The organism is Acinetobacter sp. 231_lipA, assembly GCF_058243005.1.
On record NZ_JBZAYU010000001.1, the window covers coordinates 895872 to 921502 of the forward strand.

Genomic DNA, 25631 nt, shown 5'->3' on the forward strand with positions numbered 1-25631 from the left:
CATGACCAAAAAAGCCTTACTTGAAGTCAGCAATTTGGTGCGAGAGTTTCCAGCTGGCGAAAGTACTGTCCAAATTCTCAAAGGCATTGACCTGACCATTTACGAAGGTGAATTGGTTGCCATTGTCGGCCAGTCGGGTTCAGGTAAATCCACCCTGATGAATATTTTGGGTTGTCTCGACCGCCCAACCTCAGGAAGTTATCAGGTTAATGGTCGCGAAACGGGTAAACTCGAACCGGATCAATTGGCCGAATTACGTCGTGAGTATTTTGGTTTTATTTTCCAGCGTTACCACCTTTTAGGCGACTTAACCGCAGAAGGTAATGTTGAAGTCCCTGCAGTTTATGCAGGGGCAACACCGTATGCACGTAAACAACGTGCCACTGCTTTACTGACAGAATTAGGGCTGGGCAATAAAACTCAAAACCGACCAAGTCAACTTTCTGGGGGACAGCAACAACGTGTCTCGATTGCACGTGCGTTGATGAACGGCGGTGATGTCATTCTCGCTGACGAACCGACAGGTGCCCTAGACTCGCATAGTGGCGTGGAAGTGATGCGGATTTTGCGTGAGTTAAATGCCGCAGGCCATACCATTATTTTGGTCACCCACGATATGCAAGTGGCGAAAAATGCCTCGCGGATTATCGAGATCAGCGATGGGCAAATCATTGCAGACCGTGTCAATCAACCTGAGCATGACACTGAACTACACAGCGACCCTGATGCAGAAACTGCGATTTCTGCCCAGCAAGAAAAAAATAAAAGTGTCTCTGCATGGCGTTCTCTGCTCGACCGTTTAGGTGAAGCCTTCCGTATGGCACTTTTGTCCATGAATGCACACCGCATGCGAACCTTTTTGACCATGCTCGGCATTATTATCGGGATTGCCTCCGTCGTGACGGTGGTAGCTTTGGGAAATGGATCACAACAACAGATTTTAAGTAACATCAGTAGTTTAGGAACTAACACGATTACGGTGTTCCAAGGTCGCGGTTTTGGTGATAACTCCAAAATGGCCAACTTTAAAACTCTTGTTCCTGCCGATGCTGAAGCGCTCGCCACCCAACCGTATGTGAGTGCGGTTAGTCCAATGGTGAGTTCATCCAAAACCATTCGCTATCAACAGAGTGAAGCCAATGCCACCATTAATGGTGTCGGCGGTGATTATTTCACAGTGAAAGGCCTGACCTTCAAAAATGGACAAACCTTTGACCAGCGGAGCGTCCGTGACCGCACCCAAGACGTGGTCATTGACACCAATACACAAAAACAGTTTTTTAGTGATGGTAGCAGTCCAATTGGGCAAGTTGTACTTTTGGGCAGTGTTCCTGCACGCATTATTGGTGTCGTCGAACCACAAACCAGTGCTATGGGTTCCGATGATACTTTGAATGTCTATATGCCCTACACCACGGTCATGAGTCGTATGCTCGGTCAAAGTAATGTGCGTAATATCGTGGTGCAAATCAACGATAAGTACTCCACCAGCGCGGCTGAAAACGCAATTGTGAACTTACTCACCTTGCGTCATGGTCAACAAGATGTGTTCACCATGAACAGCGACAGTATTCGCCAAACCATTGAAAAGACCACCAGTACCATGACTCTGCTGGTTTCCGCAATTGCCGTGATTTCTTTGGTGGTAGGTGGTATCGGTGTAATGAATATTATGTTGGTTTCAGTGACCGAACGGACGCAAGAAATTGGGGTTCGGATGGCAGTGGGTGCGCGTCAAAGTGATATTTTGCAGCAGTTCCTGATTGAAGCCATTTTAGTCTGCCTGATTGGTGGGGTTTTAGGCGTGTTGCTCTCACTTGGCTTAGGACAAATCATTCAAAAATTTGCTGGGGGCAATTTCGGGGTTGCTTACTCAACCACGTCTATTATCGCCGCATTTGTATGCTCGACTTTAATTGGTGTGGTGTTTGGTTTCTTGCCTGCAAAAAATGCAGCCAAACTCGACCCTGTTGCAGCACTTGCCAGAGAATAAGGAAAAAAATATGCCTTTTTTATTAACGCGCCTTTGTACCGCGATGCTGCTTGGTAGCACGTTGGTTGGCTGTGCAGCTGTGGTTAAAACACCTTATCAAGCGCCAGCGGTACAGACGCCATCTCAGTTTCAATACGACAAAGCAACATCGCAACAACGTCAACAAGCCTTGTATGCAGATCAATGGTGGACGCTATTTGGCGATGCACAACTCAATCAACTGGTCGATGCTGTGCTCGCAAAAAATGCCGATTTGGCCGTTGCAGGGATGACCTTAAAACAAGCACGCTTACAAGCAGAACTGGCTGAAAATCAGCAAAAGCCACGAGTGAACTCTACGGTGTCTACAGGTCATCAGTTTGACTTGAACTCAGGCAATGACAGCTCAAGTGGTCTGTCTTTGGGTGCTGGCTTAAGTTATGAAGTCGATTTATTTGGTAAATTGGCCCGTCAAACTGAAGCAAAGCGATGGGAAGCACTGGCAACTGAGCAAGATTTACAAGCGACTGCTCAAAGCTTAATTGGCACCACGGCGAAGCTATATTGGCAGTTGGCCTATTATAATGAAAGTCGTACAACGGCCGAGCAAAGCCTTGCAACCTCACAAAAACTCTATGACTTGGTTAAAGTTCAGTATCAAGCTGGTGCTGTATCAAGACTGGACTTAACTCAAGCTGAACAGTCAGTACAAAGTCAAAAAGCCAGTCTGAGTCAAATTCAGCAAAGTCTGGTCGAGACCCGTACCGCAATTGCCGTGTTACTGCATATGCCTGTACAGCAGTTGAATATTGATGAACCAAAGCGTTTACCACGCTTAGCTTTACCAAGTATCGCAGCGGGCTTACCAGCCGACATTTTGTCGCGCCGTCCAGACTTAAAAGCGGCTGAGCTACGTTTACGAGAGAGTTTAGCCACCAAAGATGCCACCACGGCGAGCTATTATCCTTCGATCAGTTTGACTGGGAATCTTGGTTCAAGCAGTACCTCGCTAACGCAATTACTCAAAAACCCTGCCCTAACCTTAGGTGCGAGTTTAAGTCTGCCGTTCTTGCAATATAACGACATGAAACGGGAACTTGAGGTTAGTCAATTGGACTATGAAAAAGCCATCGTGCAATATCGTCAGACTTTGTACCAAGCCTTTGCCGATGTAGAAAATGCCCTGTCTGCACGAACTGAGTTGAGTCAACAAGTGCAATTGCAACAGCGGAATTTAGAACTTGCGGAGAAAGTGGAACGTTTGACCCAAGTCCGCTATCGCTATGGTGCTGTTGCTTTAAAAACCTTGTTGGATCAACAAGAAACCACGCGCACTGCGCGCTTAACCTTGGTCAATACCAAACAAAGCCAATACAACGCTTACGTGACCTTGATGCAAGCACTGGGCGGTAGCCCGATTCAACAGCTCCCTCAATAAAAAGTAGAATAAAAAACGGCACATGATGTGCCGTTTTTTTACATTTTAACTAAGCGATTAGTCATCGAGCATCAAGTCTGGGCTCATGCCTACAGTATTGAAACCTGCATCAACATACATGATTTCACCCGTAATACCATTTGCCCAAGGTGAGCAAAGAAATAATGCAGCATTACCGACATCTTCAATGGTCACATTACGTTTAAGTGGGGAAATTTTTTCGTTGACGTCTAGCATTTTACGGAACGATTTAATACCTGATGCCGCCAAAGTACGGATTGGGCCTGCTGAAATCGCATTCACACGAATCCCTTCTGCACCTAAACTTGACGCCAAATAACGTACGCCTGCTTCTAATGATGCCTTTGCCATACCCATTACATTGTAGTTTGGCATCACACGCTCAGAACCTTGGTAAGTCAAGGTCAACAAGCAACCTTGACGAACTAAAAGTAATGGCTTCGCAGCACGCGCCATAGCAATAAAGCTATATGCACTGATGTCATGTGCTACTTTAAAGCCATCACGATCCGTAACATCGGTAAAGTCACCATCTAAAGTATGCGCAGGCGCAAAACCAATCGAATGTACTACACCGTCTAAACCATCCCAGTGTTTTGCCAACTCAACAAAAGTCTGTTCAATTTCAGCATCGACAGCCACATCACATGGTAGAACAATCGTTGAACCAAATTGTGCTGCAAATTCATCTACACGTTTTTTCAGTTTTTCATTTGGATAGGTAAACGCAAGTTCCGCACCTTCACGGTGAAGTGCTTGAGCAATACCAAATGCGATTGATAATTTACTTGCAATACCCGCTACTAAAAAACGCTTTCCAGCCAATAGTCCTTGTGCCATGTGACTCTCACTCAAAATAATTTATCTGCATAATGCCAAGTTTAAGTTGAAACCGAAATTGCATAATGCGCCTTTTTTCAATTCATCAACATTCAATAACAAATACGCCCCAATGAAGGGGCGTATTTGTTAAAACTAACGAGATTAGTCGTCGCCACGCAGCATACTGAGTAGACGTAGGAATGAATAGTACATCCACACCAAAGTTGCTAGTAGCGCAATACCACACAGCCACTCCATCGCTTTCGGAGCGTGTTGTGCCGCAGCACTTTCAATCAAATCAAAATCTAGAATTAAGTTCAGTGATGCAATCACTGCAACAAAAGCGGCAAAACCTAGACCTAATAAGTTGTTTTCAAATAAAAATGGAATGCTTGAACCAAAAGCCAAACGCATAACCATCTGCACCACAAACACAATCGCGATGGCAATCGATGCTGACATCACTACCGATTTGAATTTTTCAGTGGCACGAATAATTTGAAAACGATACAAACCAAACATCACTAAAGTGGTGACAAAAGTTGCCAACAGCGCTTGTAAAGGTACACCCGGATATTTCGATTGAAAAATAACCGACACCCCACCTAAAAAAGCACCTTCAAACAAGGCATATGGAATGGCAAGGGTACGTGCGGTATTTGGTTTAAAAGTTGCAATCAGGCCTAAAATTAGACCACCAATCGCACCGACTAAGGTTGCAGCATAGGCCAGCGAAATATTTAAGGTCATGAAACAGTATAAAAACAGTGCCATACCGACCACAGCTGCAATCACTGTAAGTAATACAGACTTCTGAATAGCACCTTGAACAGTCATTGGTTGACTATAGTCCGCATGTGTTTCCACGCGGTTCAAAATAGGGTTATTACTTTGCATAACTCAACTCTTTGTTATAATTTAATTAATTTACTTTATCATAAAGCTTGTTTTAAACTTGTATAGCAAAAAAGTGTTTCTTTTTTCCACACAAACACCCTCAGCTCTATTCTATTCGATTTCAATAAAAAAGAGGCTAGCGCCTCTTTCTTTACTACTTATTTATTCATAATAAAAAAGTATTCACGATAATACTTCAGTTCCGCAATCGAATCACGAATGTCATCCATCGCTAAGTGTGAAGCATTCTTTTTCAAGCCACTCATAATTTCTGGACGCCAGCGTTTAGCCAACTCTTTTACCGAAGACACGTCTAAATTACGGTAGTGGAAATATTGTTCCATTTCAGGCATTAAACGGTGTAAAAAACGGCGGTCTTGGCAGATTGAATTGCCACACATTGGTGAGCTTTTTGGATTGACCCATTTCTTTAGAAATTCTAAAGTTTGCTGCTCTGCATCTTGCGCAGTCAATTTACTACGACGTACACGTTCAATTAAGCCAGATTGACCATGTTGGCGGGTGTTCCACTCATCCATTGCATTTAGCACACGGTCTGGCTGATGAACAGCAAGCACAGGCCCTTCAGCTAAAATATTTAAGTTATCATCCGTCACAATTGTAGCAACTTCAATAATTTGGTCATTATCCGTATCGAGACCTGTCATTTCAAGGTCAATCCAAATCAAACGCGTATCAGCGGTGCTGCTCATAAATGTGCAATCTTATTCGGCTTAAAAACGATGATAGTAGCAAATTAATTGCTTCGATGCTGTAACTGATACCCTGCTTCGTGCTATTTTTGCCATCTTGAATTCATGGTTTTTTAGGATATGAATGGCTTTAATTCGTAAACGTCGTTTAACTGAACAGCAACAACGTCGCATTCAGAAACAACAGCAAACACGTCAAGAAGATATCGACACTTCAAATGATTTAGAAGGCTTGGTGGTACAACACTACGGCCGTCAGCTTGAAGTGCAAGCCCTTACGACTCCAGATCCACATCCCATCAAACCGACGGTACAAGCAGGTGAACCTGAACCGTTTTGGAAACCAATTGAACTCGGCAGCATTTGGCGCTGTCATACACGCACCAACCTCGAACTACTGGTCACAGGTGATCGTGTCAAATGGCAAGCCGACCCAAATACGGGGCTCGGGATCATCAATGCCATACAGCCACGTCAGTCGCTACTGACTCGTCCAGACCGTTACCATAAAGTAAAACCTGTCGCTGCCAATATCAGCCTGATTGTGATTGTGTTTGCGCCACTGCCTGAGCCTGCACCAGGTCTGATTGACCGTTATTTGGTGGCCTGTGCCGATGCCAACATTCCAGCACTTTTGGTACTGAACAAAACCGATTTGCTCAAAGACAATGACCCGATTTTAGCGTTGATTGCGGAATATCAAACCTTAGGCTATGAAGTGATGCAAACCCAAGCCGATGGTGATTTAACCGCACTGACCCAGCGTTTAAAAAATGAAACCGTGGCTTTAGTTGGCCAGTCTGGGGTAGGTAAAAGCACACTGATTAATGCCATCGTGCCAGACGCTGCACAGAAAACCAATGTGATTTCTGAAAACTCAGCCTTAGGGCAGCACACCACGACCTCTACCCGTTTGATTGGTTTTGGCGAAGGCGCCTCGCTGATTGACTCACCGGGAATTCGTGAGTTTGGTTTATGGCATTTAGATACCGACAAAGTGCAACGTGGCTTTCCTGAAATTGAAAACTTATTGGGCTACTGTCAGTTCCGTAACTGTACCCATAAACATGAAAAACAATGCGCTTTACGCTTAGCTGCGGCAAATGGTGAAATTTTAACGCGCCGTTTAGACAGCTATTTACGTCTGATTGATGAAATTGCTGAAGCTCAGCAAAAAAATTAATTTTTATTCAACCTTAGCCCTTGAAGCGGTGATTTTGATCACCATATTTTATGAGCTATACTCTCTAGCAATTTTTGAATTGTAATTTAGGTGACTTGTGGAACGTTGGTTCGAGTTTATGGGGAATCACCCCTTCTTATTTGGAACACTTGCGGTATTGGTTGTTTTGTTTTTCGTACTTGAAGGACAACGCAATGGTCGCAAAATTTCACCACAATCTTTAGGTATTTTAGTGAAAGCTAAAAATGCCATGTTGATTGACTTACGTGATGCCAAAGATTTCCGTGAAGGTCATATTAGTGGAAGTCGCAACATTCCCTACAGCCAAATTACAAAACATGCTGAAGAGTTAAAAGCTGCAGATCGTCCACTCGTGTTCATCTGTAACTTAGGCCAAGTGGCAGGTACTGCTTTACAACAAGTTGCACATACTGACAGCTATCGTTTAGATGGCGGGATTAGCAACTGGAAGGCTCAAGGCTTACCACTGGTTAAAGCTAAATAATTCGCACAAGGAGAAACTCATGGCTCAAGTCACTATTTACTCAACGACTGTATGTCCATATTGCGTTCGCGCAAAGCAGCTCCTTGAGCGTAAAGGCGTTGAATATAAAGAAATTAATTTATCTAAAGAAGCGCCAGAAGTCCGCATTGAATTGATGCAACGCACCAATCACCGTACGGTTCCACAAATTTTTATTGATGACCAATTTATTGGTGGTTTTGATCAGCTTTATGCTTTAGAGCGTGAAGGCAAACTCGACCAACTATTGGCATAATTAGCTCAGCATATTAAGGATTAGAAAATGAGTGAAGCTCAACCACAACTTGCTTTAGAACGTATTTACACAAAAGATATTTCTTTTGAAGTTCCTGGGGCGCAAGTTTTTACCAAAGAATGGCAACCAGAGTTAAACATTAACTTGTCATCTTCTGCTGAAAAAGTTGATCCAACTCACTACGAAGTTTCACTTAAAGTGGTTGTACAAGCAAACAATGCAGGTGACACGGCGTTTATTGTCGATGTTACTCAAGCAGGTATTTTCCTTGTAGATGGTGTTGAAGAAGAACGTCTTCCGTACATCTTAGGTGCATATTGCCCGAACATCTTGTTCCCGTTCCTTCGTGAAGCGGTGAATGATATGGTGACTAAAGGCAGTTTCCCACAATTGTTACTTACACCAATTAACTTTGATGCTGAGTTCGAAGCAAATATGCAGCGTGCTCAAGCAGCAGCTGTTGAAGGTCAAGCTTAAAACTTTAAGCCCTTCAAACAAAAAAAGACCGCTTTTGCGGTCTTTTTTATCCATTGGAGCGTAAAACCTCGGGGTTTAGCCCGAGGATATAAGCGAGTGGCGTAAGCCATTAATGCGGTGTTTGCTGTTGTTGAATATATTGTTTAACAATTCCAATTGGCGCACCGCCACATGAAGCAGCGAAGTAACTAGGCGACCACAAAGCACTGCCCCATAGCTTGTTTTTAATTTCAGGGTGTTTGGTTCTTACAATGCGACTTGAAGCACCCTTTAAACTATTCACTAAGCTAGAAATTGCTATTTTAGGTCGATAATTCACAAGCAAATGAACATGATCGTGTTCACCATCAAACTCGACCAACTCGGCTTCAAAGTCTAAACAAACACGCTCAAACACTTCACGCATTGTTTCAAGCATTGCTTTGGTAAAAACATCTCTACGGTATTTAGCCACAAAGACTAAATGTACATGCATATTAAAAACACAGTGGCGACCTGTTCTAATCTCTTGACTATTGCTCATAGACCAAATATATTTTAATCATGAAAACACTTAAATTACGCATAAAAGACAAACATTACAAGGTACTAGACCAACTCGCATCGGAAGTAAATTTTGTTTGGAATTATGTGAATGATTTAGGATTTAAACATCTAAAAAGAAAAGGTGAATTTCTTTCAGCTTACGATATTGCTAAATACACGAAAGGCACATCTAAAGAATGCAATCTGCATAGTCAAACTGTTCAAGCGATAACAGAAGAATTGGTTACTCGAAGAAAGCAGTTTAAAAAAGCAAAGCTAAAATGGCGGGTGAGTAATAAGAAGTCTGCAAGACGTTCTTTGGGTTGGATACCGTTCAAAAAGGTTGCAATCAAATATGCTGATGGCTACGTTCAGTATGGCAAGCATCAATTCAAGCTATGGGATAGCTATGGACTATCAAAATACAACGTCAAAACAGGCTCATTTGTAGAAGACAGTCGTGGACGTTGGTATGTTTGTTTAGTTGTTGATAAGACAAAACAAGTTAAATCAAAGGGTAATACCTCAATCGGTATAGATTTGGGCTTAAAAGACCTTGCAACCTGTTCAGATGGCGTAAAGCTCAAAGCCCCTCAAATCTATCGGCAATACGAACAAAAACTTGGCATTGCTCAACGTGCTAGAAATAAAAAGCGTGTTAAAGCGATTCATGCCAATATTAGAAACATACGTCAAAATACGCTACATCAATGTAAGCGTCCGCTGAACCCCATGTCTATTTTTTAATTTGAGTTGGATTTCCAGCGGTGTGGTAGCAATTCTTCTATTTGGGTAACTTTATGGGTCGGCAATCTTTTCAGCACATCACTTAAATAGGCATACGGATCCAGCCCATTCAGCTTTGCTGACTGGATTAAAGTCATGATGTTTGCCGCTCGCTGACCACTACGCAGCGAACCTGCAAATAACCAGTTCTTACGTCCCAACGCCCAAGGCCGCACCTGGTTTTCCACCCAATTATTGCAAATCGGTAGATTGCCATCATCCAGATAGCGGCTTAAAGCTGGCCAACGCTTCAGAGTGTAATTGATGGCCTTGGCGGTTGGAGAACTCGATGGCACCGTCAGTTGATGCTGGTTGAGCCATTCATACAGTTGTTGCATCACCGGTTGACTATGCTGTTGTCGGTATTCGCGGCGCTGTTCTGCTGTACCATCGGTCTTTCTCCTGAGTTCTGCTTCTATGGCATACAGTTTCTGAATCAGCACTAAGGCCTGTTCAGCGACCTGACTTTTCTTGGTCACATGCAGTTCATGGAATTTACGACGAGCATGCGCCATGCAGCCCACCTCAATGACTTGGCCTGATTTAAAGCGTGCTTTATAACCACTGTAATCATCACAGACCAGATGGCCCTGCCAGTCTTTCAGGAACGCTTCAGCATGCTGGCCTGAACGACTATCCTGAAAGTCATAAATCACGGCTTGAATTGGATTATATTGGGTTGTTGCATAGGCCCAGACATAACCTTTCTTCGGTTTTTTCTCATCATCACTCATCCGCATGATGGTGACCGGCGTTTCATCAGCATGGATCACCCGCTGTTGCAGCACCACCTCTTTTAAAGCATTGGCCAGAGGTTCCAGTTCTACACCGCAGCGACCTATCCAGTCAGATAAAGTTGATCTAGAAAGCTCGATTCCCGCCCGCTGATAGATCAGACGTTGACGGTACAGCGGTAAATGATCTGCGTATTTCGAGACCAACACATGGCTCAGTAGTTCAGGACTGGCAATACCTTTATCAATCACATAGGCGGGCATCGCTTGCTGAGTCAGGGTGTCACACTGATCACAGACCCATTTGCCACGCACATGCTGTTCCTTATAGAACTGTGCCGGTCTGAAATGTAGTTTTTCACTGATATCTTCGCCGATACGACGCAAGGTGCAGCCACAAGCACATTGGGTTGATGTTGGTTCATGCTCGATACGGATGGTGTGTAGATGATCGGGCAGCAGTCGACGTTTAGGTTTGTTGACTGTGGCTTTGTGTGTCGCTGCATCAGTTTTATCTGCATTCAGCCGTTCCAGTTCCAGATCAACAGCGGCAATATCTTCTTCGACCGCTTCATCCCACAGATGGATTTGTTTTGCGGTGAGATGTTCGTTTTTACTGCCAAATTTGTGCTGTTTAAATAGTGCGAGCTCATGCTCGTATTTTTGCGTGAGAATGGAAACATGTTGAACTTGAGCATCTAATTGCAGATTGGATACTTCAAGATGCTGAACTTTGGCATCTAATTGCTGGTTTGATTGTGCCAGAGACTGATGTTGCATTGCCAACTGTCTAGTAAATTCCAGCAGTTGTTCATGGGTCAGTTGGCTTAAATCAGGCAGTGTATTCATGACCGCAGTATGCCTGAGGTCATGAGAAGAATGAAATAGAACGTTTGGAGAATAGCAGAATGGACCAAGCTAGTTTAGAGCATTGTGACCACTTGCTGTCGTCCAATGCGCTGCCAAGGCAAACCCTGGATCAGTGCCTGTAACTGTTCTGGACTGAGTGCCAGGGTTTCACCCTGATGAACTTTAGCCCAGTGAAATTTGCCCTGTTCCAACCGCCGAGCACACAGCCAGATCCCCAGTCCATCATGTACCAGCACTTTCATGCGATGGCCACGTTTATTACAGAACAGGTAAGCACAATGCGGTTTGATGTAGCCAAAGGCTCTCACCACCTGAGCCATGGCCGTATCCATACCTGCACGCATGTCCATGGGCTGGGTAGACAACCAGATTTCATCGATACGGATCATGTTGTAAGTGCCTTGAGTAATTCTGCTAAAGCAGATATTTCTGATACTTGCCATTTCAAGCCAATTTCTGCTTTTGAGTGGGGTAAAGTAATTTGAACCGTTAACATGCCAGTAGAAATAGGATCTAATGGTGCGGAGCAAGATAAGGCAATAAATGCAGGTTTATTCGGTAGTGGTGAGCGATCACTCCTTGGCTTAGCATCAATTAAGCGAATCCATTTGGATACAAGATTTGTATTCAATCCATGTTGCAAAGCGACCGAAGCAATTGAAACCTCCGATGCTTTACACGCCTGAACGATCTGCTGTTTAAATTCAGCACTATATGTTCTTCGTATTATCGTAAGAGATGCGATGGATGTCTGATTATTTGTAGTCATAAATTTAAGTTCCCACTTGTTTTTAAGTGAGGACTAAATTAAGGCTTATAGGACGAATTCATAAGATGTGTTCAGCGGACGCTTACACATCAATTCAGTCATAAATTGGTGAATAAACATGCAGCCATCTTCGTTGGTAATGTGAATGCAAAGGCATTAGCACGGACTAAACTAGCGAAGTCTGTATTAGATGCAAGTTGGACAACACTTAGAACCATGCTCAAGTATAAATGCGAGAACGCAAGTGTATGGTATAAAGAAGTCAATGAAGCCTATACCACCCAAACTTGTTCGAGCTGTGGCTCACGCTGTAGTAGTCCGAAAGGTAGAACGGGACTTGGAATAAGAGAATGGCAGTGCATGGAATGCGGTACATTCCATGATAGGGATATAAATTCCGCACTGAATATTCTTGCGCTCGGACATGAGCGTCTAGCAGTAGGAATCCCCGTCCTTTAGGTCGCGGAGGATGTCAATGTACTGAATTATTTAAATGCTTTATGGCCTTGCTGCTTAATGGCCTCAAACTTGGCTGAACTTTGTTTAGCTTCCGCAAGTTTCCCTGCTTGTACCAAATGTTGAGCATGTTCAATTTCTTGGGTTAATGCATCAAACTTTTGTTCATATTGTTTCACTTTAACACTGTCTTTGGGTTGTTTCACCAAACTGTCAGGCTTGTTTTGCTTGGCAGTTGCCGCGGCTTTTTGCATTTCAGTTAATGCGGTATTCGCCTCTGTGGCAGTCTTGGCTTGAGTAAAAGCTTTTGAGTTTTTCGCCAAAGATTTCATCACACCTTCTAGCACTTCCGACGCTTGTGCAAGTCCTGCCAAACATAAACCACTGCTCAACAGCACAACCTTTAATAATGTTTTCATTCTTATTCCTATGAGTTTGCAAAAAAATGCAGCCTAAGGCTGCATTGAATATCGCAAAAATTAAGACCGATGTAAATTAAAAATCATCATCACTTTCAAGGTCTCGATGTAAAGCATCATGAATCGCTTCAACCAACTGCAAAGCAATTTCTTGTTTCGACGCTTTTTCCAAATCGCGCTTTTCCATTTTATAGCTTTCTGCAAAAAAGACCGTCATCGCATTTTCATCAGAAGCAAAACCAATATCAGGACGTGACACATCATTACAGGCAATCATATCGAGCTTTTTCGCCACCAATTTACCTGCGGCATATTCCTCGACATTGCGTGTTTCTGCTGCAAAACCCACCATGAATGGGCGTTTATCTTGCTGTGCAATGGTCGCCACAATATCAGGGTTTTTGATTAAGGAAACATTGAGCTCGTCCCCTGCTTTCTTAATCTTATGCTCTGCAACTTCTGCGACACGATAATCAGCAACAGCGGCTGTCGCGATAAACACATCACAGCCTTCATCTAACATTTGCATGCTGGTATCCAGCATTTTCATGGCAGATGAAACATTGATTCGGCGTACACCGTTCGGTGTGTCTAAGCTGACAGGACCTGCAATTAAAGTCACTTTGGCTCCTGCCGCATAACATGCAGCAGCAATGGCAAAACCCATTTTTCCGGTACTGTGGTTGGAAATATAACGCACAGGATCAATCGCTTCACGCGTTGGCCCAGCAGTAATGGTGACTTTTTTACCCGCCAACATCCCAAATTTTTCAGCCATGGCACGCTGCGCTTTATGGAAGTATTCTGTCACTTGATGTGCCAAATCCTCAGGCTCAGGCATACGACCTAAACCGACATCACCACAAGCTTGCGCACCCGCATCTGGCATGATCACATGCACGCCATCTTCCACCAAAGTCGCTAAATTACGCTGCGTTGCTTTTGCTGCCCACATTTGTTGGTTCATGGCTGGTGCGACCCATACAGGGGCTTTGGTGGCTAAATATAAAGTAGAAAGCAGATCATCGGCTAAACCCACAGCAAACTTTGCAATGGTGTTGCAACTGGCAGGCGCAACCAAGAGTAAGTCTGCCCAACGTGCCAGCTCAATATGGCCCATGCCCGCTTCAGCTTCAGGGTCGAGAAGTTCTGTATGGACGGGGTTGCCCGACAAAGCTTGAAAAGTTAGCGGCGTAATAAAAGCCTGTGCACCTTCGGTCATCACCACACGGACTTGAAAACCCGCATCTTTTAAACGGCGAACCAAAATGGCACTTTTATAGGCAGCAATACCACCCGTAACAGCTAAAAGGATATTTTTATTTGGAATTACACTGAGATCAAAGCTCACGAACAGGCTACCTTTCTGTTGCAGTGGCGCTCACAATAGCATTAAATAGTCCCGTACCCAATCATCGATTGAGCCCTGTTTCTCAAATTAAGAATAAAAAAGTACTCTGTACACGACAAATTTCATATAGCCCTTGTCCTATCAGGCTTTTTCTTTCTTAAAATTTCGAGCACTTTCTTAAATTCCTCTTTTTTTCCAAAACCAATCAAACGTAGAATAGCCATTTGAACATAGTCCAAACCGTAGCGAAATAAACTTACTGAAAGTCGTCCATGCTTCTTTATTTTTATCGCTTTTTTCCGATCATGTTGCCATTCACCTGTTAAATAGCACCAACAGAAACCGATAGCTAGCACTGCTATCAATTTCTTGACTCGTCTAGGGTCTGTTAAACGAGTATTTTCAAGATTGAATCCACGTCCTTTGAGACAACTAAATAACGTTTCGATTTCCCAGCGTAATGCATAATCACGAATAGCAGAAGCATTAAACATAGGAGAAACAACAAGTAAAAGTTCTCCATCTTCTAATCGTAGCGCACTAATATACAGTTTCACTCGACCAACCCAAATACGTCGTTTACGACATTCAGTTTGACCAACTTGAAGATGACGAAATAAATCACTAATTTTATGATTCTTGGCTAAGTGATTGGTCACAATAAAGTTTTTTTAACACGTATACAGAAGTTAATGTCATTTTCAATTAACCATATAAACCATTTCTCACCGATAAATTCTCTGTCTGCAAACACATTCACAATACGATCTTTACCAAAAATGGAGATAAAGCGTTGAATCAAAGCAATACGCTCTTTTGTATTTGAATTTCCACGTTTATTGAGCAATGTCCAAACAATAGGTATCGCTATTCCACGATAGACGATGGCTAACATCAAGATATTGATATCTCGTTTTCCCCATTTCCAATTAGTTCTATCCAAAGTTAATTGGACTTTATCGAATGAAAATATATTGAAAATTAACTGAGAAATTTGACGATAATCGAAATACTGATCTGCAAAGAAGCGTTGTATACGTCGATAAAATGATTGTGGTAAGCACTTGATGGGTAAGGCTTTAGATGCAGAAGAAAGATTACATGTCTGTTTTACAATTAATGCAAGCATAATCAGTGTAAAACATTTTGCATGTGACTTGTTCCACTTTAGATATTTGTTTAAGATGAGATGTAACTCATTGAAATGTGTCATCATATTCGTCGTCAGAAAACAAGTATTATGCCATTATTTTAATGAGTTATATTTTTTTTCGTGTACAAAGAAAAAAGTATAAAATAATGCACTTATCCATAAAAAAATGGCCTGAACAAGAACGGCCACGTGAACGCTTATTACAACAAGGGCCAGCCAGCCTCTCCGATGCAGAACTGTTGGCCATTTTCATCCGTTCGGGTTCAACGCAACATTCTGCGGTCGAATTGGCACGTCTTTTGTTGCAACATTTTGGTAGTCTGAATGCGGTTTTCGACGCTGAACTGCCCGAGCTCAGCCAATTTCACGGCATTGGCCCGACCAAGTATTCACAATTAATGGCCGTCAAAGAACTGGGGCGACGCTACAGTAGCCAGCAGCTCAAGCAACACAAGTTGGAGCTCAATCATTCAGCTCAACTGCTCAATTTTTTACAGTATGAGTTTTCAGGCGAAAACCAAGAGGTCTTTGCAGTGCTTTGCTTGGATGCACATTTAAGAAAAATAAACTTTAAAAAATTGTTCTTTGGTGCAGTCAATTCTTGTGAAATATCGATCAATCTATTGCTCCGTTACTGTATTGCTCAACACGCCACTTTCATGGTGATTGCCCATAACCATCCACTTGGGAAAGCTCAGCCCTCCGCGGCGGACATCGAACTGACAGAGCGTATTCTTCAAGCCAGTCAGCTCGTGGATATTCAACTGATTGATCATTTCATCTTATCGCCCGAAGGTGCTTTTTCTTTTGCTGAACACGGCCTGATCCAATCCGTTTAAATATGCAGACAAATGATTGACAAATACCGCGACAAATATGAAGATCAAGCAAAATTTTAAAAGAATTCTAATCACATGATTGTGCGTGATCAGCCCAGTATTTTTAAGGTGCTTTTTTCATGGCGTGGCACCATTCTTCCCAAAGTTTTACCCCCTTTGGGCGTGGTCATGTTGGTCTCTGCCATTATTGGCATTTTGTCCTATGTCGGCTATTTTCATTTCCCTGAACTGCCCTTGGTCGGCTTCACCCTCATTGGGGTGGTACTTTCTATTTTCCTCGGCTTTAAAAATAGTGCCTGCTATGACCGTTGGTGGGAAGCGCGAAAGTTATGGGGCATTTTAATTGCCAACTCACGTCACTTTGACCGTGACTGTCGTATCTTGACCCAAGGTCGTCGTGAACGTGTGATTCAACATGTCATTGTCTTTGCCAATGTCTTACGCGACCGTTTACGCCATCAAACAGCCAATCCAACAGAACTGGTAGAAACTAGTGGCTTAAGTCAAAACGCACTGACTCAGCTATATCAACAAGCCAATGCCCCGCAGTACACGCTCAGTTTGATTCAGTGGGAATTAATGCAGGCATTAAAAGAAGGTGAAATTAGCGACATTGTGTATGCACAGCTGAATCAGCATGTTGCTGACTTGAGTGTGGTACAAACTGGTTGTGACCGTATTGCGACAACGCCGCTACCTTTTGCCTACTCGGTATTACTCAATCGTACGGTGTATTTTTTCTGTCTCATTTTACCGTTTAGCTTAGGCTCAACCTTGGGTATTTTCACCCCGCTATTGGTTGGTGTATTGGCCTATACTTTCTTAGGACTCGATGCTTTGAGTTCGGAAATTGAAGAACCTTTCGGAACACAAAGTAATGACTTGCCGCTGGACTCGATGGTACGTACCATCGAAATTGAACTGCTTGGGACTTTAGGTAAACCGACCCCTCCACCCATTCAAGCACAAGACAATAACTTACTCTAATCGAGCGCACACTTACCTTCTCTTAGGCTATATAGCTCTTGGAGAAGGTGGAATGTCTAATACGCTTTACACAAAACTTTCCCAAATCCCCACTTGCCCGTCTTTGACTCTGGGAATATTGCCCAACTTAATCCACGGCATATTGTCACCATGAAAGTCACTCCCAACCGATACTTTTAAACCATGCTCGGCAATCATCCGATCCACCATTTGACGGGTAGATGTCGGTTCGACATTGGGCGGCAATTCAACCGCATCCCCACCAAACTGCGCAAATATTTCAATCAGATAACGAATGTTCGTAGCAGATAAGTCATACCGTGTCGGATGCGCCAATACGGCAAAACCACCACTGGCATGAATCACTTGAATGGTTTCTTCTAAGCCCAGCCCATCAAATTTCACGTAGGCTTTCTTACCTTCCTTAATATATTTATCAAACGCTTGTTGCGCACGACTCACATACTTTTTTTCAACCAAGGTCTTGGCAATATGGGTTCGAGTCACACGGTCAGGCATCTGTTCAACTTTCGCCACAACATCGAGATAAATATCTTCACCAATCAATGGAATCAACAAATCACAGATTTGCTTAGCACGTCGCGCACGGATTTGTTTTTGCTGTTCAAGGCATTTTTGCAGTGGTTCTAAATCTTGCATATTCAATGCAACCACATGCACGCCATAGTTTTTCTGGGTTGAGGGTCTCGACCACTGGCTCGAAATTTCTACACCCGAAATAATACGCATCGCATGCGACTTTGCAGCCAACTCTGCCAACGCAAGACCATCCATGGTGTCATGGTCTGTCAAAGCCAAGGTGTGGATGCCTTTTTCCGCAGCAGCGTCAACCAATTGCTTCGGTGTGAAAGTACCATCAGAAATATTGCTGTGAGTATGTAAATCTACGCCTTCCATCACTTATACTAGCTATTTATTTGAACAGATTTAGATACTCTAACATGAAAGCACTTTTAGACTTTGTGCCGCTGATCATTTTCTTTTATTTATATAAAACTGTAGATCCTAAAAATACTGATCACCCATTGCTCCAATTGATCGGTTCTGCTGGGGGTGTCGATAATAATAATATTCTTGTAGCCACCACAGGTTTGATTATTTCGATGCTGGTGGTTTACGGCGCACTGTTCTTCATGCAAAAGTTCCGTTTAGACAAACAACAGTGGATTGTGTTGTTTATGACGGTTATTTTCGGCGGTGTCACCTTAATGCTGTCGGATGACTTTTACATCAAACTCAAAGCGGCCTTGCTGAACATTATTTTCTCAGGTGCTTTCTTACTTTCTCCTTATTTTGGCAAAGAACGCAAACCACTGATCAAACGCTTGTTCGGCCCAATCTTCAATTTATCAGACGCTGGTTGGATAAATTTAAACTTTGCGTGGGCTGCTATGTTTGCCCTGATGTCTTTTTTACACGTATTTTTCGCATTTTTATTTATGGACGGAAAATATTGGGGAGAATTCACGGCTTTTGGTGACATGATCGTGATGTTTTCCTTTATCATTATTCAGTTTATTGTATTGCGTAAATACTTTAAATCTTCTGAAGAGTAATTTAGCCAGAACATACATCGAGAACTCTTATGCCGCTATTCGTCGTCACATGTACCGATCAAGAAGGTACAGTCGAAAAACGTCTTGCCACACGTCCAGAACATCTTGCTCGTTTACAAAAGCTCGATGATGAAGGTCGTTTAATTGTTGCAGGAGCGATGCCGAAAGATCCAAGCAATCCACAAGCAGGCTTTTATGGCAGTACAATCATTGTTGACTTTGACTCACGTGAAGCACTCGATGTCTGGTTACAGGAAGAGCCATTCTTAAAAGCAGGGGTTTATCGTCAGATTGATGTTAAACCATTTAATAAAGCATTCCCTCAAGGATAAGGTCATGCGCGTTGTTGTCACAAGCTTATTGGGCTTATCTCTTCTTTCTTCTATGGCGTGGGCCGTTGAAACCGCTCCTGCCCCGAGTGTAGCCCCTGCTGTACCAGCAACGACTGCCGCACCTGTTCAAGTGCAAGGCAGTACGACTCAACCGAAAATCATTCCTGCGGTGGCCACAGTTAGCCCAACAGGTCAACCGCAAGAAGCCAAACCACTCACCGCTGAACAACTGGCAAAGAACAAAGCATTGCAAGATGCCAAAGTCAAAGCATTGGTCAAAGACCAAGCTTCACGTCTTGCACAATTGGAAAAAGCCAATCTCGATGCTTTGGCGCAAAACCAAGAGCTTCAACTCAAAAATGATAGCCTCGGTGTACAAGTTCAGGTCTTACAAAGCGAACGTAGTGCGCAAATGTTCCTCTACGGTGCGGCAACCATCGCTGTTGGTGTATTACTGGGTTTCTTAATTGCCAGTTACGTTTATACCAAACGTCGTCGTCAGTGGTAAGCTAAGCCCTATTGAAAACAATAGGGTGCTGTGGTTGTGTCGCGTGCAATTCAAACTGCCGATTTAGAGTGGCAACAGATTGATGGCATAGATGTGCCAGTCTCAAAACAATTTGGCGATGTCTATTTTTCCAAAGACAATGGTCTACTCGAAACTCGCCATGTGTTTTTAAATGGCAATGATTTACCTGAGCGTCTGTCCAATCTTCAGCCCTTTGAATATTTTAGTGTTGGTGAAACTGGCTTTGGCACAGGGCTCAACATCTTGGCGCTTTGGCAACTTTGGCAACAGGTTCGCCCAAATAACCACAGCCACCTTCATGCCATTTCAGTTGAAAAATTTCCGCTGTCTAAAACGGATCTGATACGTGCACTCAATGTCTGGCCTGACCTCAAACCGATCGCCGATCAACTGATTGCACAGTACCCGCACCCAATTGCGGGTTGTCATCGCCTGAACTTCCCTGAGGAACGTTTCAGCCTTGACCTTTGGTTAGGCGATGCCCACGATGTTTTCCCCAGTATGGCAAAAACCAATAGCGTTAACGCATGGTTCCTCGATGGTTTCGCGCCTGCCTGTAACCCAGACATATGGGAAGAGCAAGTGCTGAATCACATCGTTCGCTTATCTGGTATTGGAACGACATTTTCTTCGTTTAGTGTCGCAGGCGTGCTCAAACGTGGTTTAACACAGCATGGTATTTCTATTTCACGTCCGCGCGGCTATAGGCATAAACGCGAAATGCTCAAAGCCATCTGGTTAGCTGCTGAGCCTGAAAACATATCAAACGCTGTCGATACCAAATCAATTTTGAATCAAAATCAACCTGATCAAGTACTACACGCTTTTAAGCAACGCCAAATTGCTATCATTGGCGCAGGGATTGCAGGTTTAACTAGCGCATGGGCCTTTGCTGAGCGCGGACACCAAGTCACGCTCTACGACCAATCTGAGCCACTTGCAGGAGGTTCAGGCAATCCGCTCGCCTTACTCAACCCAAAACTTTGTCCGATTGAACAAAGTCATGAACATTTAATGACTTTAGCTTGGCAACATGCTTTACAGCACTATCCCAAGTTTCAGGCTTTTCGCCCCATTCAAGTACATCAACTGGCGCTGAAAAAAGCCGAAGACTTACTCGATCTCGAACAACAATATCCTGCAGGTCTTATGACAGCCGAAACCGCTGCTGATTCTGCGTTAATTACTGAATATCCAAGTCTGAATCTAACTGAAGCTGGCGCTGTCTCACCACATCAAATCAAAGATCAAATCTTAGCGCATCCGCTCATTCAGTTCGTACAAGCCAACATTACTCAAATCCATCCAGAGCACAATGAACTTTTCAATGAGCAAACCCAATCTCTCGGTCAGTTTGATCACGTGATTGTCTGTTGTGCACGCCACACGGCTGCTTTCTTTGAGCAGTACCCTGTGCTGAAGCCCATTCGCGGACAAGTCAGTTGGGTGGAGAATACTGCACAACCTTTGGCCCTCGATCAAGCCTATAGCTATGGCGGCTACTGTATGCAGCTTGATGCTCAACAGTTCATTTTAGGTGCATCCTTCTATCCCAATCGAGACGATAGCGATGTTTTGCTTGAAGACCATATGCATAACTACGAGCTTATCCACAGTGTCTTTCCACATTATGCACAATCGCTTCCTGATGTGACGACTTGGCAAGGCCGTGCATCTGTTCGCGCGCAAAGTCTGGACTATTTTCCAGTCCTTGGAAAAATGTCTGAACAGACTGAAATTTATAGCTTTGCTGGCTTGGGTTCTAAAGGCTTTTTGTTTGCCCCTTTATGTAGTGAAATTTTAGCGGCGCAGATACTGAAAGAGGCCTGCCCTGTTCCTGAGTCACTGCTACAAAAGCTCAGTCCGACCCGATTCCATAAAAAGCTCAAAGCCAAAAAGCCTTATTTTAAAGCGCAGTCTTAGTTCTGCTTATGACTCAAGTACAGCATATAGAGCTATAAATAGAGAAATGTAAATTTCTAAGACATTAAAAAAGCGCCTGACGGCGCTTTTTTTGCTTCTGCTTAATTACTTTGTTCTAAGGCTAAACCAGCATCACGAGCAGCACGGGTACCACCCATTAAAATCACATACTCACGCGCACTGTCAAAACCTTCGAGTAACTCTGCAGCACGTGGCGCTTTACTACCGCCACCACATAAAATGTAAATCGGTTGATCCGTCGACACTTGAGTAAGGCTTTGTGCTGAAAGTTCTGTGATTGGCTGATTAATCGCCCCTTTCACGTGTGCTTCAGCATAAGCACTTGAATCGCGTACATCCCAGATGATCGCATCCTCTGGGAACTCAAATGTTGTAATTTCTTGTTTACGGATCATTGCGCACTCCTTTGATGTAAACAACACTTGGCAAATGAAGAAAACATCCCTAGCATCTCAGATATTCTTTCCATTTGTAAAGGTTTAATCCATGCCATCTTTTGATATTGTTTCAGAATTAGAAATTTTTGAAGTAAATCATGCCGTTCAGAACACCCAAAAGGAAATCGCAACCCGTTTCGACTTCCGTGGTCAGGATGTTTCTATTGAACTCAATGAAAAAAACAAAGAAATCAAAATCTCAACTGAAAGTGATTTCCAGTGTGAACAAGTGTATACCATGTTAGAGAACCATTTCTTTAAGCGTAAAGTCGATATTCAAGCGCTTGATCCACAAAAAATGACTGCTTCAGGTAAAAATGTACTTCAAGTGGTGAAATTAAAAGACGGACTTGACTCAGATACCGCAAAAAAAATTAACAAGGCCATTAAAGAAAGCGGCATTAAAGTGCAATCTTCAATTCAAGGCGACAAAATTCGTGTGACTGATAAAAAGCGCGATACATTACAGCAAGTAATGACCTTTTTAAAAGAACAACAATTTGGTCTGCCTTTACAGTTCAATAACTTTAAAGACTAATACTCTTGTTTGATCATTTGAGGTAACTATGCCAAAGGCCAATCGCTTATCAAAACTTGTAAAAACCACGTCACGCTTGCCGAAAGCATTACGTACGCGATTATGGAGTCAAGCTTTTGGTCGCATAGTTCCCATGGTCGGCAGTGCCAATATTCGTTATTTGCAAGTCAGTCACAGCGAAGTCGTGGTCAAAATCGAAAATCACCGTGCCATGCAAAACCATATTGGTCAACTGCATGCCTGCGCCATGGCTTTAATTGCTGAAACAGCAACCGGTTTTGTAACAGGGATGAATGTACCTGATCATTGCATCGTTCTGATTAAAAGCATGCACGTTGACTTTAAACGTCCGAGTAAAGGTGCCATGACAGCGACAGCCACCTTAACACCAGAACAACAGCAGCTGATGCAAACCACCGCTAAAGGTGAAACTTTAGTTTCTGTGACAGTAATGGATGAATCGGGTGAAGCACCCGTTCAATGTGAAATGTTATGGGCGTGGCTCGACAAAGCATCATTAAAAAAGTAAAAATGTAAATATAACTTACTGTTTGGTAAGTATAAAATTTACAAGAACACGCTAAAGCTGCGACTAAAACTTACTATATCTGTGCTTCGACTCAGCTCAAAATCATGCTACATAACATGAATATTTGAGCTGACTTGATGAAAAAAAGACTAATTTTAGCGACTGCCTTATTTTCTTTGGGGCTGGTGGCCTGCCAACAGCACAACTAGCCAACTCATCGGTTTCAACAACGCCGAGTCACCATTCTACCTCTGCCCTGACCGAACAGAATAAAAAAATTGTGGTGGACTTTTATGAAGGCGTTTTTAGCAAGCATCAGGTTCAAACCTATTCTGACCGCTATATTGGTATACAATACATTCAACATAATCCCTATGTTGCAGACGGCAAAGCACCTTTTGTAAACTACTTCACCCAGTACTTTAAAGAACATCCTGATGCAAAAAACACCATCAAGCGTGTCGTAGCCGAAGGTGATTTGGTGGTGCTCCATGTACATTCCACTCAAAATGCACAAGATGGTGGTGAGGCCGTTGTTGATATTTTCCGCGTCGAACAAGGCAAAATTGTAGAACATTGGGATGTAGTACAAAGCATTCCCGCGGAGTCCGCCAACCGCAATACTATGTTTTAATCCATCGGACTGCATGGAATAGCAATAAAAAAAGCCAGTGATTACACTGGCTTTTTTTGCAGACCAACTCAAGCTTTAGTTGGATTGGCTTGCAAGGAATTTTTCTTTAACATCCGCTGGAATTTGACGTTTATTGCCTTTGACATCAACAGCAACAAAGGTAAACACGCCTTCAGTCACACGTACAGGTGGACGTGAACTGTCATGGCTATCCCACACTTCAATTTCCATCTGAATAGACGTATTGCCTACTTTTAAAATTTTAGTATAACAACTAATCACGTCCCCGACTTTGACAGGGACCAAGAACGTCATCTGATTAATTGAAATCGTTGCACAACGCCCTTTACTAAAGCGTTCTGCGTGAATTGCGCCGGCCAAATCCATTTGTGACACAATCCAACCACCAAACACATCTCCACTCCAGTTGGTATCAGCTGGCATTGCAATCGTTTGAAGAGATAGCATCCCTTCTGGTTTCACATGAATCTCTGACACGTTGACTCCAATTTTCATTATGACTGGGCTTGCAACTGTTGATCTAACCATTGTTGCAATTGTGGCGCACGGAGCGCGCCGCTTATTCTAGCAATTTCAGTAGTTTTATTCATTAAAACTAAGGTTGGAATACTTCGCACATTAAAGGCACTACTTAATCGTGGAGATTCTTCGGTATTAATTTTGGCAAAAATAACCTGCGGATTTTGCTTAGCCACTTCAGCAAAGTGCGGAGCCATCATTTTACATGGACCACACCACTCTGCCCATAAATCAATAAATACAGGCAAATCGCTATGGCTAATGAACTGGCTAAAATTCTGCTCATTCAATTCAATCGGTACCGCAGGTAAAAGCGCTGCGTGGCATTGACCACAGCTCGGATTAGCACTCAATTTCTCTTCAGGCACACGATTTTTGGCCAAACAAGTAGGACAGACGATAATCATTTAGTTGACTCCAATATGTTGATGTAAGAATTCTAATTGGGTCGAAATGGCTTTTTCAAACCAACTGGCATGATAAATATCAAAATGCTGCATCTCCCATTCATGATATTGAACAAAAGGGGCAATATTGGTCGCGGCTTCACGACTGGATTCAATCGGAATTAAACTATCATGCTTGGCGGCAATGAAAAGTACAGGAATATTAATTTGTCTGACATTTTGAATCGGCCGATAACGAATTAAATTAAAAAATAATCGGGCAGGTATCTCACCACTCCAATAATAATCAGGATTAATAATCGAACGATAACCCAAATACGCATCTTGCGTCGGTAAAAAACATAACTCTCGTGGATTAACCACAGGTAAAGTGGTCGGGGACATCCCCACTTTCCCCCCCATATAATCTTGGCTCGATAGTTTTAACGCTTTCGGGAGTTGCTGTAACGGGTAAAGCTTGGCACTTTCAGCACCATCGACAAAAGGCACTTGCGCCATCACCGCCTGAACATTTTTGAACTCTGCAGCAATATCGAGTACATATCCACCGCTGAGTGCCGTCCCCCACAGCACGATCCGTCGACTATCGATCGACTTACGTTCTTTGAGGTGGTTAATCATGGTGCGCCAGTCTTCGAGCTGCTTTTTAATCGACACCAGCTCTCTTGGGCGCCCCGTACTCCCGCCCCAATAACGGTAGTCAAATAACACGACTGCATAACCCGCTTGTGCAAAACGCTGCGCAAATTGGATTAGTTTGAATTGGCGCAGCCCAGCCAAGCCATGGGCCATCACAATCACTGCTGGTTTTTCTTCGGTTTTCGGACGATAAAAATCCGCAGCAATGACCTCTTGGCCACTTTTGACATATAGCGGTTCAACGGTATAGGCGTGCATACCTGCTCCATTGCGTTATTTTATGGTTGTAATCGCTTATAAATATTTCAACAGCATAGGCTGAACTTTCAGCTTA

General features: G+C 43.2%; 29 protein-coding genes and 3 pseudogenes. 17 read left to right on the forward strand and 15 right to left on the reverse strand.

Annotation, left to right across the window (positions count from 1 at the left end):
• Window position 1 precedes the first annotated feature (1 nt).
• Both AC4CUX_RS04530 and AC4CUX_RS04535 read left to right on the forward strand, forming a co-directional pair.
• Entirely contained in the window at window positions 2–1993 is a 1992-nt protein-coding gene (locus AC4CUX_RS04530; RefSeq protein ID WP_178928287.1) for a MacB family efflux pump subunit, read from the forward strand.
• 10 nt (window positions 1994–2003) lie between these two features.
• On the forward strand, window positions 2004–3410 hold the full coding sequence (locus AC4CUX_RS04535; RefSeq protein ID WP_279045219.1) for an efflux transporter outer membrane subunit: 1407 nt from the start codon (window positions 2004–2006) through the stop codon (window positions 3408–3410).
• 57 nt (window positions 3411–3467) lie between these two features.
• On the opposite strand, the gene AC4CUX_RS04540 is transcribed toward AC4CUX_RS04535, so the two are convergent.
• From AC4CUX_RS04540 to orn, 3 genes are all read right to left on the reverse strand, one after another.
• On the reverse strand, window positions 3468–4271 hold the full coding sequence (locus AC4CUX_RS04540; RefSeq protein WP_004697637.1) for an enoyl-ACP reductase FabI: 804 nt from the start codon (window positions 4269–4271) through the stop codon (window positions 3468–3470).
• 144 nt (window positions 4272–4415) lie between these two features.
• A complete protein-coding gene (locus tag AC4CUX_RS04545; protein ID WP_178928289.1) occupies window positions 4416–5150 on the reverse strand; it encodes a Bax inhibitor-1/YccA family protein in 735 nt (244 codons plus the stop codon).
• A gap of 158 nt (window positions 5151–5308) precedes the next feature.
• Window positions 5309–5863, reverse strand: coding sequence for an oligoribonuclease (orn, locus tag AC4CUX_RS04550; protein ID WP_004697635.1), 555 nt, complete (start codon window positions 5861–5863; stop codon window positions 5309–5311).
• A gap of 124 nt (window positions 5864–5987) precedes the next feature.
• On the opposite strand from orn, the gene rsgA reads away from it, so the two are divergent.
• From rsgA to secB, 4 genes are all read left to right on the forward strand, one after another.
• Entirely contained in the window at window positions 5988–7046 is a 1059-nt protein-coding gene (gene rsgA, locus AC4CUX_RS04555) for a ribosome small subunit-dependent GTPase A (protein ID WP_178928290.1), read from the forward strand.
• Window positions 7047–7143: 97 nt separating this feature from the next.
• Window positions 7144–7551, forward strand: coding sequence for a rhodanese-like domain-containing protein (locus tag AC4CUX_RS04560; protein ID WP_004697633.1), 408 nt, complete (start codon window positions 7144–7146; stop codon window positions 7549–7551).
• A gap of 19 nt (window positions 7552–7570) precedes the next feature.
• A complete protein-coding gene (gene grxC, locus AC4CUX_RS04565; protein WP_004697632.1) occupies window positions 7571–7825 on the forward strand; it encodes a glutaredoxin 3 in 255 nt (84 codons plus the stop codon).
• A 27-nt stretch (window positions 7826–7852) separates the two neighbouring features.
• Window positions 7853–8302: a protein-export chaperone SecB gene (gene secB / locus AC4CUX_RS04570; RefSeq protein ID WP_004697631.1), complete on the forward strand. Its 450-nt coding sequence runs from the start codon at window positions 7853–7855 to the stop codon at window positions 8300–8302.
• A 109-nt stretch (window positions 8303–8411) separates the two neighbouring features.
• Here the strand turns inward: secB and tnpA (AC4CUX_RS04575) are convergent, their stop codons facing one another.
• Window positions 8412–8825, reverse strand: a complete 414-nt coding sequence (tnpA, locus tag AC4CUX_RS04575) for an IS200/IS605 family transposase (protein ID WP_490792214.1) — start codon at window positions 8823–8825, stop codon at window positions 8412–8414.
• 20 nt (window positions 8826–8845) lie between these two features.
• Here tnpA (AC4CUX_RS04575) and AC4CUX_RS04580 point away from each other — a divergent pair.
• Window positions 8846–9553, forward strand: a pseudogene (locus AC4CUX_RS04580) (RNA-guided endonuclease InsQ/TnpB family protein); the annotation flags it as partial.
• A 17-nt stretch (window positions 9554–9570) separates the two neighbouring features.
• On the opposite strand, the gene tnpC reads toward AC4CUX_RS04580, so the two are convergent.
• The 3 genes from tnpC to tnpA (AC4CUX_RS04595) form a co-directional block, all read right to left on the reverse strand.
• Window positions 9571–11196: an IS66 family transposase gene (gene tnpC, locus AC4CUX_RS04585; protein WP_490792215.1), complete on the reverse strand. Its 1626-nt coding sequence runs from the start codon at window positions 11194–11196 to the stop codon at window positions 9571–9573.
• A gap of 74 nt (window positions 11197–11270) precedes the next feature.
• Complete coding sequence (gene tnpB, locus AC4CUX_RS04590) at window positions 11271–11606, reverse strand: IS66 family insertion sequence element accessory protein TnpB (RefSeq protein ID WP_058951667.1); 336 nt, start codon at window positions 11604–11606, stop codon at window positions 11271–11273.
• Window positions 11603–11986 (reverse strand): IS66-like element accessory protein TnpA, encoded by a 384-nt coding sequence (gene tnpA / locus AC4CUX_RS04595; RefSeq protein WP_490792216.1) that lies wholly within the window; start codon window positions 11984–11986, stop codon window positions 11603–11605. Before tnpA (AC4CUX_RS04595) ends, tnpB begins: the two co-directional genes overlap by 4 nt.
• Before the next feature lie 84 nt (window positions 11987–12070).
• Between tnpA (AC4CUX_RS04595) and AC4CUX_RS04600 the strand changes: the two are divergent.
• Window positions 12071–12445, forward strand: a pseudogene (locus tag AC4CUX_RS04600) (RNA-guided endonuclease InsQ/TnpB family protein); the annotation flags it as partial.
• Window positions 12446–12471: 26 nt separating this feature from the next.
• On the opposite strand, the gene AC4CUX_RS04605 reads toward AC4CUX_RS04600, so the two are convergent.
• From AC4CUX_RS04605 to AC4CUX_RS04615, 3 genes are all read right to left on the reverse strand, one after another.
• Window positions 12472–12861 (reverse strand): cytochrome b562, encoded by a 390-nt coding sequence (locus AC4CUX_RS04605; protein ID WP_490792217.1) that lies wholly within the window; start codon window positions 12859–12861, stop codon window positions 12472–12474.
• 76 nt (window positions 12862–12937) lie between these two features.
• Complete coding sequence (gene coaBC, locus AC4CUX_RS04610; protein WP_178929040.1) at window positions 12938–14212, reverse strand: bifunctional phosphopantothenoylcysteine decarboxylase/phosphopantothenate--cysteine ligase CoaBC; 1275 nt, start codon at window positions 14210–14212, stop codon at window positions 12938–12940.
• A 122-nt stretch (window positions 14213–14334) separates the two neighbouring features.
• Window positions 14335–15425, reverse strand: a protein-coding gene (locus tag AC4CUX_RS04615) for an IS4-like element ISAba33 family transposase (protein WP_490792618.1) whose coding sequence is annotated in 2 segments (ribosomal slippage) — window positions 14335–14885 and window positions 14885–15425 — 1092 coding nt in all. Because the reading frame shifts where the segments join, the coding sequence is not laid out codon by codon here.
• An 86-nt stretch (window positions 15426–15511) separates the two neighbouring features.
• On the opposite strand from AC4CUX_RS04615, the gene radC reads away from it, so the two are divergent.
• Window positions 15512–16204 carry a RadC family protein gene (gene radC / locus AC4CUX_RS04620; RefSeq protein ID WP_178928809.1) on the forward strand — a complete coding sequence of 231 codons (693 nt, stop codon included), beginning with the start codon at window positions 15512–15514 and terminating at the stop codon, window positions 16202–16204.
• Between the two features lie 75 nt (window positions 16205–16279).
• Window positions 16280–17191 carry a bestrophin family protein gene (locus AC4CUX_RS04625; RefSeq protein WP_004983451.1) on the forward strand — a complete coding sequence of 304 codons (912 nt, stop codon included), beginning with the start codon at window positions 16280–16282 and terminating at the stop codon, window positions 17189–17191.
• Window positions 17192–17257: 66 nt separating this feature from the next.
• Here the strand turns inward: AC4CUX_RS04625 and AC4CUX_RS04630 are convergent, their stop codons facing one another.
• The gene (locus tag AC4CUX_RS04630; RefSeq protein ID WP_490792218.1) at window positions 17258–18109 is read right to left on the reverse strand and encodes a PHP domain-containing protein; all 852 of its coding nucleotides are present in this window, start codon (window positions 18107–18109) and stop codon (window positions 17258–17260) included.
• A 44-nt stretch (window positions 18110–18153) separates the two neighbouring features.
• On the opposite strand from AC4CUX_RS04630, the gene AC4CUX_RS04635 reads away from it, so the two are divergent.
• From AC4CUX_RS04635 to mnmC, 4 genes are read left to right on the forward strand one after another with little or no spacing between them, the layout of a single operon-like run.
• Complete coding sequence (locus AC4CUX_RS04635) at window positions 18154–18768, forward strand: septation protein IspZ (RefSeq protein ID WP_114837576.1); 615 nt, start codon at window positions 18154–18156, stop codon at window positions 18766–18768.
• A gap of 29 nt (window positions 18769–18797) precedes the next feature.
• Window positions 18798–19100 carry a YciI family protein gene (locus tag AC4CUX_RS04640; RefSeq protein WP_178928810.1) on the forward strand — a complete coding sequence of 101 codons (303 nt, stop codon included), beginning with the start codon at window positions 18798–18800 and terminating at the stop codon, window positions 19098–19100.
• Window positions 19101–19104: 4 nt separating this feature from the next.
• The gene (locus AC4CUX_RS04645) at window positions 19105–19608 is read left to right on the forward strand and encodes an SH3 domain-containing protein (RefSeq protein WP_078390225.1); all 504 of its coding nucleotides are present in this window, start codon (window positions 19105–19107) and stop codon (window positions 19606–19608) included.
• 30 nt (window positions 19609–19638) lie between these two features.
• Entirely contained in the window at window positions 19639–21552 is a 1914-nt protein-coding gene (gene mnmC, locus AC4CUX_RS04650; protein WP_417884219.1) for a bifunctional tRNA (5-methylaminomethyl-2-thiouridine)(34)-methyltransferase MnmC2/FAD-dependent 5-carboxymethylaminomethyl-2-thiouridine(34) oxidoreductase MnmC1, read from the forward strand.
• 101 nt (window positions 21553–21653) lie between these two features.
• Here the strand turns inward: mnmC and AC4CUX_RS04655 are convergent, their stop codons facing one another.
• Window positions 21654–21968: a rhodanese-like domain-containing protein gene (locus tag AC4CUX_RS04655; RefSeq protein WP_004983438.1), complete on the reverse strand. Its 315-nt coding sequence runs from the start codon at window positions 21966–21968 to the stop codon at window positions 21654–21656.
• Between the two features lie 91 nt (window positions 21969–22059).
• Here AC4CUX_RS04655 and AC4CUX_RS04660 point away from each other — a divergent pair, with 91 nt between their 5' ends.
• The 3 genes and pseudogenes from AC4CUX_RS04660 to AC4CUX_RS04670 all read left to right on the forward strand — a co-directional run bounded on the left by AC4CUX_RS04660 (window position 22060) and on the right by AC4CUX_RS04670 (window position 23711).
• On the forward strand, window positions 22060–22548 hold the full coding sequence (locus AC4CUX_RS04660) for a YajQ family cyclic di-GMP-binding protein (RefSeq protein WP_004697619.1): 489 nt from the start codon (window positions 22060–22062) through the stop codon (window positions 22546–22548).
• A 28-nt stretch (window positions 22549–22576) separates the two neighbouring features.
• The gene (locus tag AC4CUX_RS04665) at window positions 22577–23077 is read left to right on the forward strand and encodes a DUF4442 domain-containing protein (protein ID WP_010327555.1); all 501 of its coding nucleotides are present in this window, start codon (window positions 22577–22579) and stop codon (window positions 23075–23077) included.
• Between the two features lie 137 nt (window positions 23078–23214).
• Window positions 23215–23711: pseudogene (locus AC4CUX_RS04670) on the forward strand (nuclear transport factor 2 family protein).
• Between the two features lie 75 nt (window positions 23712–23786).
• On the opposite strand, the gene AC4CUX_RS04675 reads toward AC4CUX_RS04670, so the two are convergent.
• The 3 genes from AC4CUX_RS04675 to AC4CUX_RS04685 are packed head-to-tail and all read right to left on the reverse strand — an operon-like array spanning window position 23787 to window position 25555.
• Window positions 23787–24209 carry an acyl-CoA thioesterase gene (locus AC4CUX_RS04675; protein ID WP_010327557.1) on the reverse strand — a complete coding sequence of 141 codons (423 nt, stop codon included), beginning with the start codon at window positions 24207–24209 and terminating at the stop codon, window positions 23787–23789.
• 17 nt (window positions 24210–24226) lie between these two features.
• Window positions 24227–24658: a thioredoxin TrxC gene (gene trxC, locus AC4CUX_RS04680; protein WP_010327558.1), complete on the reverse strand. Its 432-nt coding sequence runs from the start codon at window positions 24656–24658 to the stop codon at window positions 24227–24229.
• Complete coding sequence (locus AC4CUX_RS04685; protein WP_010327559.1) at window positions 24659–25555, reverse strand: alpha/beta hydrolase; 897 nt, start codon at window positions 25553–25555, stop codon at window positions 24659–24661.
• Window positions 25556–25631 lie beyond the last annotated feature (76 nt).